Source organism: Chromatiaceae bacterium, assembly GCA_024235395.1.
GTDB lineage: Bacteria > Pseudomonadota > Gammaproteobacteria > Chromatiales > Chromatiaceae > Thiosocius.
In genome coordinates, this window is record JACKMK010000001.1 from 152771 (window position 1) to 166234 (window position 13464).

Sequence of the window (13464 nt, forward strand, 5' to 3'; positions counted from 1 at the left end):
AATTCACCGGATTGAAAGAAACTGACGATGAAGATGAGCATGTTACCGCGCCACGGCCTAGACGCCTTGATTGTCTTATTTGTCACCCTGATCGGCGCAGGCGCCGTATCGGCCGAAGATGAAACGAAGCAGATCGCCTACTACAAGCTGTCACCATCGATCGTCAGCAACCTGGCCGGCGGTCCGCAGTACATCCGCTGCGACGTGCAGTTGATGACCGAGCAGGCGGACGAGCTACCGCAGATCGAACTGCATTCACCAGCGCTGCGCCATAGTATCCTAATGCTGATCGCCGGGCAGGACGGTAAGCAGTTGCAGACCCGAGACGGCAAAGAGGCGCTGCGCAAGGCAGCGCTCGAATCGGTACAGGCCGCGCTGACCGAGCTGACCGGCAAACCGCTGGTCGAGGATCTCTATTTCACCGCCTACTACGTAAAGTGACGTCGAATCGGTCGCGTAGCGCGTCGCCAAGCAGATTTGCCGCCAGCACCACGCCGAACAACGCCAGACCGGGCGCCAGCACCAGGTGCGGAGCAACCAGCAGGTAGCGCACGCCATCCCGTATCATGCCGCCCCAAGAGGCCTGGGGTGGCTGCACGCCCAGACCGAGGAACGACAGTCCCGCCTCGGCGACCACCGCCGCCGCGAGGCCGAAACTCGCCTCGACCCAGACCGGCGCCATCACCAGCGGCAGCAGATGCCACCGCATCACCGCGAAACCGGTGCGTCCCAAGGCAACCGCGGCAAGCACGTGATCACGCTCGCGTAGCGCCTGGACCTGGACGCGCACCAGTCGGGCGTATCCCACCCAGCCCATCACCGCCAGCGCGACGATCACGTTGTCGATGCCCGGTCCAATCATCGCCGCGAGCGCAATCGCGAGCAGCATCCCGGGGAACGCCAGGAACACTTCGATCACCCCGCTGACCACGCGGTCCAGCGCCCCGCCAAAGTACCCCGCGGCCAGACCGACCGCGATGCCGATCGACGCAGAGAGGGTCACGGTCGACAGCGCGACCAGCAACGAGATCCCGGCACCGGCGACCAGGCGGTCCAGCACCGGCCGCCCCAGGTCGTCGGTCCCGAGCCAGTGGACCGCCGTCGGCGGCTGGAGGATCTGCGGCAACACGACCCGATTCGGCTCCAAGCCGGACCACAGACCCGCCAGCGCCAGGCAGGCCCACAACCCAAGGACCACCGCAGGCAGACGCATCAGGCGCCGCCCCGGACACGTGGATCGATGTACGCCGCCAATCCATCCGCCACGCGATTGGCAAGCACATAAGTCAGCGCGATCAGCAGGACGACCCCCTGCACCACCGGATAGTCGCGCTGCCGGATCGCATCGATCATCAGGGTTCCGATGCCCGGCCAGGCGAACACCACCTCGGTGATCACCGCGCCGGCCAGCAAGCCGCCGAGTTGCAGGCCGAGCAGGGTGATCACCGGCAGCAGCGCATTCGGCAGGCTGTGGCGCAACATCACCGCCGGCTCGCTCAACCCCTTGCAGCGCGCCGTGCGCAAAAATGGCTGCGACTCGACCTCCAGCAGACTGCTACGCACCATGCGGGTGGTGATCGCCGCCATCGACAGCCCCAGCGTGAAAGCCGGCAGGATCAGGCTGCCCGGTTCCTCGATGCCGCTGACCGGTGTCCAGCCAAGGTGGATCGAGAACAGCAGGACCAGCAGCGGTCCAAGCCAGAAATTGGGTATCGACACACCCAGCAATGCGAAACCCTGCGCCAACCGGTCCGGCCAGCGACGATGGTACCGGGCGGCGAGCAGACCGAGCGGAAACGCCGTCGCCAATACGACCAGGAATGCTGCGCCGGCAAGCCACAGGGTCGCCGGCAGGCGCTCGGCGATCAACTCGGTCACCGGGCGGTGCTGGACCAGCGATTCCCCCAGGTCGCCGCGCACCAGGTCGGCGTAGTACAAGGCCCACCGCTCCGGCAACGGCCGGTCGAGACCCATTGCGGCCCGCATCGCCGCGCGATCGGCGGCCTGGGCCGACTCGCCGAGTACCACGTCGACCGGATCGCCGGGCACGAACACCAGCAGCAGAAACACCAGGGTACTGACGCCGAACAGAACGGCCAATGTGTCTACCAGTCGCGGCAATACCCTATTCATCGGTGCGGGTCCCACCGCTGATCGACACGCGTGTGCCCGCTGTGACCTGTTCGAACAATGCGACCACGTCGTCGTTGCGCATCCGGATGCAGCCATGCGAGGCCGGTACGCCCATCGGTTCACTGTCGGGACAACCGTGGACGTAGATATAGCGTCGCAGCGTGTCGCAATCGCCGCCGCGGTTGCGGCCGGGTTCGGCACCGCACAGCCAGAGGATGCGTGTGAGTATCCAGTCCCGGTCCGGGAATCGCTCGGCCAGCTGCGGGCCATAGACCTCGCCGGTCGCACGACGACCGACGAACACGGTGTTGACCGGACAGCCCTCCCCGATCTTGATGCGTATCCGGTGCTCGCCACGTGGCGTACAACCCGAACCGGACTGCTCGCCCGGGCCGTTGAACGCGGTCGAGACCGGCCAACGTGCGGTCGCACGGTCACCCGCATACAGGGTGAGCTGCTGACGGTCGAGGTCGATCTCTATCCGGGTCTCAATGTCCGGCGGCATTGCGCTGCCTCACCTCGGTCAACGCCAGGTAGTTGCCATCGCGACCCGGTCGATATCGATCCAGTCCGCGACTGGCGACGACATTCGACTCGTACCACAGCGGTACATAGACCAGGTCCCCATGCACCTCGTTCTGGACCCTGGCGTAGAGTTCCGCGGCTTCCGCGAGATCGGCGGCCTCGGCCGATTCGATCCAGGCATCCACGCGCGCTGATCGATAGCGGCCGCGGTTCGCGCCGCCCGGAGGAACGGAGGCGCTGTGAAACGCGTAACGCAGGATATCCGGCGTATTCACACCGACCCACGCCAGGCTGCACATCTGGAAGCGACCGGCCTTGATGTCGCCGAAGAAGGTGCCCCAATCGTAGCTGGAGATCTTCAGCTGTATACCGACCTCGGCCAACTGGCTCTGCACGACATGGGCGATGCGCTGGCGAAACGGGTCCGTGGACGTTTTGTAGCCGAGCTGTAGCGGATGCTCGGGGGAGTACCCGGCGTCGCGCAACAACCGACGCGCCTCCGCGGGGTCGTAACGGACGGGCGGCAGCGCGTCGGCGCCCGCCCAGTGCTCGGCGCGCAGTACCGATTCCGCGACCTGTGCGCGACCACCGAACAGGTGACGAATGATCGCATCGCGATCGATTGCATGCGCGATCGCGGCCCGAACGGTCTCGTTCGACAACACCGGATCGGCGAGGTTGAATCCGATGTACGTAAAAGTCGTGCCCGGGTATTCGCGCACTTCGACACCGGGCTGGTCTGCAAGAAATGCGTATAGCTCGCCTGGCAGATCGTTCTGCACCAGATCCGCCTCGCCGCGCAACAGCTTCAGTGCCCGCATGGTGGGGTCGGAAACCGGCACAAAGGCGATCTGCTGCCCATCGGCGCGGCGACGCAAGACCACGCCGCCGTCCTCGCGCCATCGCAAAAATGCCAGCGGGCCACTGCCGAGCGGTTCGCGTGCGATCTGCCTGGTGCCGATTGCGGATGCCGGGACTATCCCAAGGGTCAAACGGGCGGGAAACCTGGGATCGGGCCGTTTCAACCGGAAGTCGACCTGATCCTCGCCGTGAGCACGTACCTGTGCAATATGCGCCAGCGTCGCCATATGTGGCGACCCGTTGGCGGGATCAAGAACGCTGCGATAGGTCTCGACGACATCCTTGGCCGAAGGCATCGTGCCATCCCAGAACGGCATACGCTCGGGACGCAGGCGGACACGGTAGTGGGTCGGTGTGATCATCTGCAAGTCGGCCATCGCAGCCTGGGGCTGGCCGGCCTCGTCGAGGGTCACCAGCTGAGCGTACAACAGCGCATTGACGCGCTCCGAAGCGGCGTCGGTGGCCAGTCGCGGATCGAGCACGGTCGGCGCATTGGCCACGGCGAATACGATTGCATCGCCGCGTGGCGCGGCACAGCCGGTCAACAGCAGTATCAAACCAAGCGCCGACCACCTTACCACTGCCTGTAAGGTCTCTTGCTCAGGTTGCTGTTGTAGTAACGGACATCGTGCGACACCTCCTCACCGAGCCACGGCGGGCGCTCGAATGCTTCGTCGGCATCCTCCAACTCGATCTCGGCGACCACCAGTCCCGCGTTGTCACCGAAAAACTCGTCGATTTCCCAGAGATGTCCCGCATATTCCACCAGATGGCGGGTTTTCTCGATCAGCGGTCGCATGGCGACCTGTTCGAGCATTTCGCGGGCATCGTCGAGCGGTATCGGATACTCGAACTCGAGCCGATCGATACCATCCAGCGTGTGTTTTATGTTGAGTTCGGCGGTATCGCCGTCGATGCGGACCCTGACCGCAGAACCTTCGCTGCGCGCCAGGTAACCCTGCACCAGGCGGATACTCCGATGCACCCCGTCGCGCCAGGCATCGGAACGCAACAGAAATTTCCGTTCGACCTCCTTACCCATGCTCAAGCCCTCTCAAACAGTGCAATCGACTCCACGTGCGCAGTATGCGGAAACATGTCCATCACGCCGGCACTGAGCAGTCGATAACCGTATCGTGATACCAATTCCCCGGCGTCACGTGCCAGCGTCCCCGGGTAACACGACACATACACGATCCGCTGTACGCCGAGCGTCGGCAACAGCGGCAGGATCTGTAAGGCACCGCTGCGGGGCGGGTCGAGCAGCGCCTTGTCGAACGACTGGCGCATCCACGGCGCAGGCTGCAGTTCGGCATACAGGTCGGCGACGAAGAATTCGGCATTGTTCACGTCATTGCGTGCCGCATTGGCACGTGCGCGGTCGACCAGGCCCTGGTCACCCTCGACACCCACCGCCCGGGCGGCAAGACGCGCAATCGGAAGCGTGAAGTTGCCCACACCGCAGAACAGATCGAGCACCCGGTCATCGACACCAAGGTCCAACAGTGACAGAGCACGATCCACCATCTTGCGGTTGATCTCGGTGTTCACCTGAGTGAAGTCACCCGGCAGAAAGCCGAGCTCCAACCCGTGCGCCGGCAGCCGGTAGAGCAGACCGACCTCTTCGCTGAGCGGCCGTACCGTCTCCGGCCCACCGGGCTGGAGATAGAAGACGATATCGTTGTCCGCCTGAAACGCGTTCAATCGTCGTTCGTCTTCAGCCGTCAACGGCTCGAGGATGCGCAGAATCAACACGCATTGCTCATCGTCCATGGCCATCTCGATCTGAGGCAACCGCGACCGGATGCTCAGCGATTCGACCAACTCGCGCAACGCCGGCAGCATACCGCCGACGCGCGGATGCAGGACGTGACAGTTTTCCAGATCGGCGACGAGGCTCGAACCGCGTTCGCGGAATCCGACCAGAACCTTGCCCTTGCGTAGCACATCCTTGACCCCAAGGCGGGCCTTGCGCCGGTATCCCCACGGCGTGGCGTTGACGATCGGCGACAGCACCTCCTCGGGCGCCACGTGACCGATACGCGCGAGGTTGTCCAGCAGCGTTTCCTGCTTGATGCGTACCTGCGTCGCGGGGGCCAGGTGCTGGAGGCTGCAACCGCCGCACACGCCGTAGTGTGCGCAGCGCGGTTCGACGCGGTCCGGCGAGGCCGTCAATACCGAAACGGTCTGGCCCTCGTCGTAGTTGCGCCGACGTTGCAGGTAACGGAACTCTACGGTCTCGCCGGGCAGTCCGCCGTGCACGAAGGTTGCCTTCCCATCCACCTTGGCGATGCCCCGGCCGTCATGTGCCATCGCTGTGATCTCGGCACGGAACTCACCCTCAGGGATGCGCAGGCGACGGCGGCGACCGCCCATTCAGCGGTCACCCCATGCGGCCATGAACCGGGCCAGGTGCTCCCCAGGCTGTCGCCTCAGTTCTTCGCGCAGCCTGAGTGCGACCCGGGCACTGTCGTGCCGGGAGATCTCGCCAGTGACGACGAACACGCGCAACGCCAATAGATAGGTATTCAGCGCCGCCAGCTCGGTGAAGGCACCAACTGCGGAGCGGTCGCCATTCAGCCAGTCCTCGGTGAGAGCCTCTTCGCTCAGACCCGCGAGTCCGGGGTAACCGAGCCGACGCGCCGTTTCGTCCAACCCCGGTCGCTCGTGGCCGGTCGCCGCGAACCAGTCACACAGATCGAGATGCGGATCGCCGCTCTCGCTCAACGCCTGCCAGTAGGCGGGAAACGTCACTTCATGCAGCAGCGTGCGGAAACGCATCAACGCCTGATCGGACTGCCCGCCGTTCCACGACACCATCCGTCCATTGCGCAGCGCAGCGGCGTAGTACGCCTGCAGCATCTCCGGTTCGCTCGCCGTCGCACTGCTCAGTGTCTGGATCTGCAGGCTGTCTATCGAATGGTGCACCACCGTTATGCCGGCCACGGCACGCTGGTCCCAGCGCAACGTCTCACCGCCCGATTCCTGTTTGCGGCGATGAAACAACACCTTGGCCACCGAGACATCGTCGAGCGACGGCAGCTGGTAAACACGACGGGCGGATTCTATGTCGGGTGCCGTGGCGATCGAAAAAACTGCAAAGCGCATGACTAATCGGAAGGAAATACGCCGGTAGACAGATAGCGGTCACCGCGGTCACAGATGATCGAGACGATAACCGCGTTTTCGACCTCGTCGGACAGGCGCAGCGCAGCAGCCACAGCGCCCCCGGAGGAGATGCCGCAGAGTATCCCTTCCTCGGCGGCCAAACGGCGGGTCATGTCTTCCGCTTCCTCCTGACTGACATCCATTTCGCGGTCAATCAGCGATGCATCGAAGATTGCTGGCACATATTCCGGCGGCCAGCGCCGGATACCCGGGATCGAGGCCCCTTCCTGAGGCTGCACACCGATGATCTGCGGCCTGGGCCGCTGTTCGCGCAGGTAACGCCCGGTGCCCATGATCGTACCGGTCGTGCCCATTGCGCTGACGAAATGCGTGACACGACCGCCGGTATCGCGCCAGATCTCGGGGCCGGTCGTCTCGTAGTGGGCGCGGGGATTGTCCGGGTTGGCAAACTGATTGAGCACCTTGCCCTTGCCTTCCCGCTCCATCTGCAGCGCCAGGTCGCGTGCATACTCCATGCCCTGCTCGCGCGTCACCAGGATCAGGTCGGCACCGTAGGCGCGCATCGAGGCACGCCGCTCGACACTCAGGTTCTCCGGCATGATCAACAGCATCCGGTAACCGCGGATGGCCGCAGCCATCGCCAATGCGATCCCGGTATTGCCACTGGTCGCCTCGATCAAGGTGTCGCCGGGTCGGATTTCGCCGCGTTCCTCTGCGCGAGCGATCATCGACAGCGCCGGCCGGTCCTTCACCGATCCCGCCGGATTGTCGCCCTCGAGTTTCACCAGCAACGTGTTGCTTGTACCGCCGGGAAGACGCTGTAATCGCACCAACGGCGTGTTGCCCACGCAGGACTCGATAGTCGGGTATTGCATGCGTGCAGTGTACTCAAACGGCGCACGCAAAACGAGTTAGTATCAGACCATCGGCGGCGCGACCGCCGCGCGTAAGCGAGAGGCGTCCTCGGCGTGAAACTGCCCAGGTTCTACCGGTCCGACCTCTATTACTACCGGACCTATTTCATCACCCTCGCCCCGACGCTGGCCGGGCTGACCGGATTCGGCCTGTACCTCTGGCTGGCTCGCGGAGAATCCCTGCTGGCGCTCATCGGCCTTGCCGTGCTGCTGGGAGGACTCGGAATCACCCTGCTGATAGCCGCCAACCGGCTGCGCCACATGCTGCGCCCGGTGCGCATCGTCAATCGCGCCATGCAACGGGTGCGCGCGGGCGAACTCAACGCGCGGGTCAAGACACGTTCGCCGGGCGAGATGGGCGAACTCGAGCACGGCTTCAATAACATGGCCCACGAACTGGTGGCCGCCCACGACCTGTTGCAGGAGCGTGTAGACCAGGCGACACGCGAGGCGCAGGAAAGCATGGAGGTAATCGAAATCCGTAACGCCGAACTCGACATGGCCCGACGGCGCGCTATTCAGGCCAGCCGAGCCAAGTCCGAGTTTCTTGCCAACATGAGCCACGAGATCCGAACTCCGATGAACGGGATCATCGGGTTCACGGAGCTGCTCGCCAAGACCGATCTCGATGAAAAGCAACGCGACTATCTGGGAACCATCCAGAAATCCGCCAACTCGTTGCTGCGGATCGTCGACGACATCCTCGATTTCTCCCAGCTCGAATCCGGCAAGCTGGTGCTCACGCATGAGCCCTTCAGCCTCCGCGAATGCGTCGAAAGCTCGATCAGTCTGTGGGCACCGCAGGCGCACAACAAACACCTGGAACTCGTTTCCATGGTGTACAGCGATGTACCGGACCACCTGGTCGGCGACGAGACCCGTATCATTCAGATATTGAACAACCTGATCGGCAACGCGGTGAAATTCACCGAGCGTGGCGAAGTCGTGGTTCGGGTGATGCTCGAAGAAGAGGATGAGCACCGCATCAGTGTCGCGTTTGCGGTCAGCGACACCGGTATCGGCATCCCGGTCAGCGAGCAGCAACGACTGTTCCAGGCTTTCGACCAGGGCAGTTCCACCGCCAATCGGCTGTTCGGCGGCACCGGTCTGGGGCTTTGCATCTGCCATTCACTGGCTGAAGCGATGAATGGCGGCATTACGGTGAACAGCCGGCCCGGTGAGGGCTCGGTGTTTCGCGTCACGCTCAGGCTCGACCTCGATCCGGACGCCCAACCGACCCGCGCCACACCGCCGCTCAACCGACGTGGCCTGCTGATCGAACAGCACAGCCTGTCGCGCATCGCCCTGCGCAACGCGTTGACCGATATGGGCCTGGCCGTGGACGATATAGCGCGCTTCTCGGAACTCAACGACATCGACATGTCGCGCTTTGCATTGGTCGCCGTCGGCTGCAACGACGAGCGTGCAGTGGTCGCCCAGTGCCTGGAACACATCCGGCGTATCGCCACGGATTACCGCATACCGCTGATCGCGCTGGTCTCAAGTTCCGACGAAGAACTGTTGGCACAATTTGCCGCTCACGGTGCCAGCTATTGCCTGAGCAAACCGCCGCAGCGAAGGCATTTGCGCGAAGCGCTGCGAGGATGCCTGCGTTCCGGTCAAACAACCGCCACGACCGAGCAGACGGCGCAGCCGGACAACGGCGGCGCCAGCGCGTCGACCAGCAACGGATTGCTGAGCGGTCAGCTGTGTATCGCTGCAGATGATCATCCGATCAACCTCGAGCTGATCAGCCATTTGCTGTCCGACATGGGTGCCAAGGTACTGACCGCCACTGACGGGGACGAGGCCGTCGAATTGGCAAAACGGCATGCTATCGATATGGCGTTCCTCGATGTGCATATGCCGCGCATGAGCGGACTCGAAGCCGCGCGTCGCATCCTTGCCCTAAATCCCGCTCGCCCGGTGCCCATTATCGCACTGACAGCCGACGCCGCAGAAAAGAATCAACGCGAGATCGCGCGGGCCGGTATCCTGCGTTACCTGATCAAGCCGGTCAACGAAGAAGCCCTGCAACAGGTGATCAGCGGGATCCAACAGGGAACCAGCCCGATCCAGTTCATCAACGCCACGTCAAACACGATGCCGCAAAAAGAATGGCCGGTGCGTGACGAGGCCCAGGCACTGCGCATCGCGGGTGGCTCGCACAACATTGCGGGAAAACTGTTCGATGAGTTGCGCACCGAGTTGCCGACCACCGTGGCAACGCTGCGCATGCATCTCGAAGCCAAGGACTGGGACGAGTTGTGGCAGCTCGTGCACCGTCTGCATGGCGCGTCCGCGGTCTGTGGTGTACCCGCGCTGTATCATGCCCTCGGCGACCTGCAACCGGCGATCACGCTCGAGGACGAACCCATCGTCAGCACGCTGCTTGAGCGCGTCGCCCAGGAAGCGGAACGGGTCATCCACCTGGAATCTGCCGATCCCCAGTTGCGCCGGCGCAGCGATTAGCGACCCGGGGTCTGCAGCAGGCGCTTCATGTCTGCCACCGCGGTTGCCAAGCCATCGAACAGGGCACGACACACGATCGCATGACCGATGTTGAACTCGAGGATGCCGTCGATTGCAGCTACCGCCTTGACGTTGTGGTAGTCGAGCCCATGCCCCGCATTGACCTGCAGACCCAGTTGCAGCCCTCGCTGCACCGCTTCGCCGATACGTGCGAGTTGTGATCGAGACTCTTCGGGTCTGCGCGCCTCGGCATAGTGTCCGGTGTGAATCTCGACTACCGGGGCACCGATCTCGGCGGCCGCCTCCAGCTGTCGTGGATCGGCATCGATGAACAACGAGACCCGGACGCCGGCTTCGCCGAGGCCTGCGCAATAGTCCTTGAGGTACGGGATGCTGCCCGCAGCGTCGAGGCCACCCTCAGTCGTCAGTTCCTGGCGCCGCTCGGGCACCAGACAACAATCCGCCGGTTGCACACGCTGGGCAATCGACAACATCTCCGCGGTCGCCGCCATCTCCAGGTTCATCCGTGTCTGCAGGATGTCACGCAGAAGCTCCACGTCCCGATCCTGGATGTGACGACGATCTTCGCGCAGGTGCAGCGTAATCGAATCGGCGCCGGCCTGTTCCGCGGTCAGCGCCGCCTGGATCGGCTCCGGATAACGCGTGCCGCGCGCCTGCCGCAGCGTCGCCACATGATCGATGTTCACACCCAGCAGTCGTTCGTATTCGCTCATCGCTCCCGTCCAATCCGCTTGTGTTCGATGCGGATCACGTATCAACGGAACAGTTCGCGGCTGACCAGCGGCTTACCGTCCAGATGATGATTCAACACACGGCGCATCAGAACCCGCGCCTCGCGCAGCGAGTCGGCATCCGGGAACTCGCCGGACGCCAGCGCCAACAATGTCGTCCCGCTTAACGCCCCTGCCTCGTTGGCACGGCACAAGGCACATCCCGTTTCGACGTCGTAAGTGTAGTGGCTGTCGGAGATCAACGGTCGACCCTGGGTGTCCCGGCTCAACGACAGTCCCAAACCGAGATGGCCGAGCAGACGCACCTCGAAACGGCGCAAGACCGGTTCGATCGGCACATTGCCGGACAACCGTTCCAGGGCGCCCACGTATTCTGTGAACAGACCGGGGCTGGGATCGTGTCGCGCCGTGAGTCTCAGCAGCAGCTCGTTCAGGTACATCCCGCAGTAGATTGCTCGGCCTTGCAGTGGTAACGGCGGCCCCGCCGACTCGCAACGGCCGACCGTCTGCACCTCGCCGCGCCCGCGCAGCTCCACCAGAAGCGGCTGAAAGGGCTGCCAGTTCGGTCCGCCGCGACGCCCCTTCAGCACCCCCTTTGCAATGCCCGCTACGCGACCGGCATCGGGGCCGAACATCTCGACCAACAGGCTGCTGTCCCCATAGCGGCGACTATGCAGCACATAGGTGGTCTGCAGCATCGAGGTCCCGGTGTCAGTCCGTGTAACCGAGCGCAGCGAGACCGGCCTCGTCACTCGACCAGCTCTTCTTGACCTTGATCCAGACCTCGAGATGAACGCGAGTCTGGAAAAAGTCGACCATTGCCTTGCGTGCCGCGGTGGCCGTCGCCTTCATCGCCTCGCCGCCCTTGCCCAGCAGAATGGCGCGCTGGCCGTCACGCTCGACCCAGATCACTGCCCCGATGTCGTATCGACCTTCGTGCTCCTCGAATTTTTCAATCTCGACGGTGACCGAATAAGGGAGTTCGCGGTGATAACGGCGGATCAACTGCTCGCGCAGCAACTCGGCTGCAAAGAAGCGTTCGGATCGATCGCTGATCTGATCGTCGGGAAACAACGGTGCGCCCTGTGGGAGCTGTCGCAGGACGGCCTGGGCAAGCGCCGCGGTATGCTCGCCATCACGCGCCGACAACGGGATGACCTCGACGAATGGATGAAGGTCCGCGAGTCTCTGCAGGAAAGGCAGAAGGCGCTCCTTCGGTGACACCAGGTCGATCTTGTTGACCGCCAGGATTACCGGCAGGCCCGACTTTTTCAACCCGTCCAGTACCCGTTCGTCCTCGTCATTCCAGCTCAACGCCTGGACGACGAATACCGCCACGTCGACATCGTGCAGGGCACTGTATGCCGCGCGGTTCAGATACTGATTCATGGCCTTGCCGCCGCGCGTATGAATCCCCGGTGTATCGACAAACGCGATCTGCCCCTTTTCCATCGAGCATATGCCCAGCAAGCGGTGGCGCGTCGTTTGCGGCTTGTGCGACGTGATCGCCAGTTTTTGACCAAGCAGTCGGTTCAGAAGCGTCGATTTACCCACATTGGGTCGTCCGACCAGTGCTGCGTAACCGCTCCTGAAACTCATTTGCGTTGTTCCCCTATGCATTCCAGCATCTTGCGTGCCGCCGCCTGTTCGGCCTTACGCCGGCTGGGTCCTTCGCCGACGGTGTCATCGGCAAGCCCCGTAGAACACCGGACGCGAAACGTCTGATCGTGCTGATCCCCTTTGATATCCACCACCTGATACTGCGGCAACGCCCGACCGACTGCCTGAAGATGTTCCTGCAACCGGGTCTTGGGGTCTTTGCGGCGGGTCTCCGGCGTCGGCTGCGTCAGCCGACCGCCCAGCAACCGACGCACGAGGGCACGCGCCTCGTCCATACCGCCATCCAGATAGACTGCGGCAATGATCGCTTCCACCGCATCCGCGAGAATCGAATCGCGGGCATGTCCACCGCTTCGCAATTCACCGGGTCCGAGACGCAAGATCATGCCGAGCTCCAGTTCGCGGGCGATCTCGGCCAACGTTTCCCGCTTGACCAGATGCGCACGCATGCGGCTCAACTGCCCTTCGTTTGCGTCGTCGACTGTGCGAAAAAGGTGATCCGCCACCTCGAAGCCGAGGATGGCATCACCGAGAAACTCCAGGCGCTCATTGTTGCGTGCGCCCAGACTACGATGTGTCAGGGCGCGCTCCAGCAGGCCGCCATCGTGGAACCGATAGCCGATGCGCTGCTGCAGACGCCTCATGGTGGCGGGATGACGACCGACTCTGAGAACGCCATTACGATGAACACGTTGCCCGCGACAGGTTTACGTACCTCGTAGTCGACGGCGAAACGGGTACCGAACTTTTCTTTGTTGATTTTGATCGCGTTACGATCGAATTCGTAGACGCTGTTGATCTTCAGGCGCTTGATAAAAGACTTCTTCATCTCACCCGGCGACATGTTGCGCACCGCGCGGTCCTGCTCCATGTTGGCCAGCACCTGGCGCAGCGAGTAGTTCTCGAGGTAGGTCGGCACCATTTTTATGCCGACGAGAATGAAAAACACCGCAACCCCGAGCACGACAAGCCACGACAGCATTGTCATACCACGTTGATTCTTTAGTGCAAGCTTCGGTTTCATAAGACTATTCCTGATCCGGGTGTACCCCAGGTAT

At 63.1% G+C, this 13464-nt stretch carries 15 protein-coding genes; 2 read left to right on the forward strand and 13 right to left on the reverse strand.

What is annotated here, in order from left to right; all coding sequences use genetic code 11:
• Positions 1 to 27 precede the first annotated feature (27 nt).
• Entirely contained in the window at positions 28 to 441 is a 414-nt protein-coding gene (locus H6955_00700; protein MCP5312040.1) for a flagellar basal body-associated FliL family protein, read from the forward strand.
• On the opposite strand, the gene H6955_00705 is transcribed toward H6955_00700, so the two are convergent.
• Genes H6955_00705 through cysM form a run of 8 tightly spaced genes read right to left on the reverse strand, consistent with a single transcriptional unit; the run spans position 419 to position 7523 of the window.
• Positions 419 to 1213 (reverse strand): ABC transporter permease, encoded by a 795-nt coding sequence (locus H6955_00705; protein ID MCP5312041.1) that lies wholly within the window; start codon positions 1211 to 1213, stop codon positions 419 to 421. The two genes, H6955_00700 and H6955_00705, sit on opposite strands and share 23 nt — an antisense overlap.
• Positions 1213 to 2133 carry an ABC transporter permease gene (locus tag H6955_00710; GenBank protein MCP5312042.1) on the reverse strand — a complete coding sequence of 307 codons (921 nt, stop codon included), beginning with the start codon at positions 2131 to 2133 and terminating at the stop codon, positions 1213 to 1215. Before H6955_00710 ends, H6955_00705 begins: the two co-directional genes overlap by 1 nt.
• Positions 2126 to 2638, reverse strand: coding sequence for a L,D-transpeptidase (locus H6955_00715; protein MCP5312043.1), 513 nt, complete (start codon positions 2636 to 2638; stop codon positions 2126 to 2128). Before H6955_00715 ends, H6955_00710 begins: the two co-directional genes overlap by 8 nt.
• The gene (locus H6955_00720) at positions 2622 to 4100 is read right to left on the reverse strand and encodes an ABC transporter substrate-binding protein (GenBank protein MCP5312044.1); all 1479 of its coding nucleotides are present in this window, start codon (positions 4098 to 4100) and stop codon (positions 2622 to 2624) included. Before H6955_00720 ends, H6955_00715 begins: the two co-directional genes overlap by 17 nt.
• On the reverse strand, positions 4094 to 4561 hold the full coding sequence (locus H6955_00725; protein MCP5312045.1) for a CYTH domain-containing protein: 468 nt from the start codon (positions 4559 to 4561) through the stop codon (positions 4094 to 4096). The genes H6955_00720 and H6955_00725 overlap by 7 nt, the downstream gene beginning before the upstream one ends.
• Positions 4562 to 4563: 2 nt before the next feature.
• Entirely contained in the window at positions 4564 to 5895 is a 1332-nt protein-coding gene (gene rlmD, locus H6955_00730) for a 23S rRNA (uracil(1939)-C(5))-methyltransferase RlmD (protein MCP5312046.1), read from the reverse strand.
• Complete coding sequence (locus H6955_00735) at positions 5896 to 6627, reverse strand: hypothetical protein (protein MCP5312047.1); 732 nt, start codon at positions 6625 to 6627, stop codon at positions 5896 to 5898. It lies immediately after the preceding gene.
• Positions 6628 to 6629: 2 nt separating this feature from the next.
• The gene (cysM, locus tag H6955_00740; protein ID MCP5312048.1) at positions 6630 to 7523 is read right to left on the reverse strand and encodes a cysteine synthase CysM; all 894 of its coding nucleotides are present in this window, start codon (positions 7521 to 7523) and stop codon (positions 6630 to 6632) included.
• 93 nt (positions 7524 to 7616) lie between these two features.
• On the opposite strand from cysM, the gene H6955_00745 reads away from it, so the two are divergent.
• Complete coding sequence (locus tag H6955_00745; protein MCP5312049.1) at positions 7617 to 10034, forward strand: response regulator; 2418 nt, start codon at positions 7617 to 7619, stop codon at positions 10032 to 10034.
• Here H6955_00745 and pdxJ read toward each other — a convergent pair.
• From pdxJ to H6955_00770, 5 genes are read right to left on the reverse strand one after another with little or no spacing between them, the layout of a single operon-like run.
• On the reverse strand, positions 10031 to 10768 hold the full coding sequence (gene pdxJ / locus H6955_00750) for a pyridoxine 5'-phosphate synthase (protein MCP5312050.1): 738 nt from the start codon (positions 10766 to 10768) through the stop codon (positions 10031 to 10033). The two genes, H6955_00745 and pdxJ, sit on opposite strands and share 4 nt — an antisense overlap.
• Before the next feature lie 41 nt (positions 10769 to 10809).
• A complete protein-coding gene (gene recO / locus H6955_00755) occupies positions 10810 to 11484 on the reverse strand; it encodes a DNA repair protein RecO (GenBank protein MCP5312051.1) in 675 nt (224 codons plus the stop codon).
• Between the two features lie 13 nt (positions 11485 to 11497).
• Entirely contained in the window at positions 11498 to 12406 is a 909-nt protein-coding gene (gene era, locus H6955_00760; GenBank protein MCP5312052.1) for a GTPase Era, read from the reverse strand.
• Positions 12382 to 13050, reverse strand: coding sequence for a ribonuclease III (gene rnc, locus H6955_00765; GenBank protein ID MCP5312053.1), 669 nt, complete (start codon positions 13048 to 13050; stop codon positions 12382 to 12384). Before rnc ends, era begins: the two co-directional genes overlap by 25 nt.
• On the reverse strand, positions 13047 to 13430 hold the full coding sequence (locus H6955_00770; protein ID MCP5312054.1) for a DUF4845 domain-containing protein: 384 nt from the start codon (positions 13428 to 13430) through the stop codon (positions 13047 to 13049). The genes rnc and H6955_00770 overlap by 4 nt, the downstream gene beginning before the upstream one ends.
• Positions 13431 to 13464 lie beyond the last annotated feature (34 nt).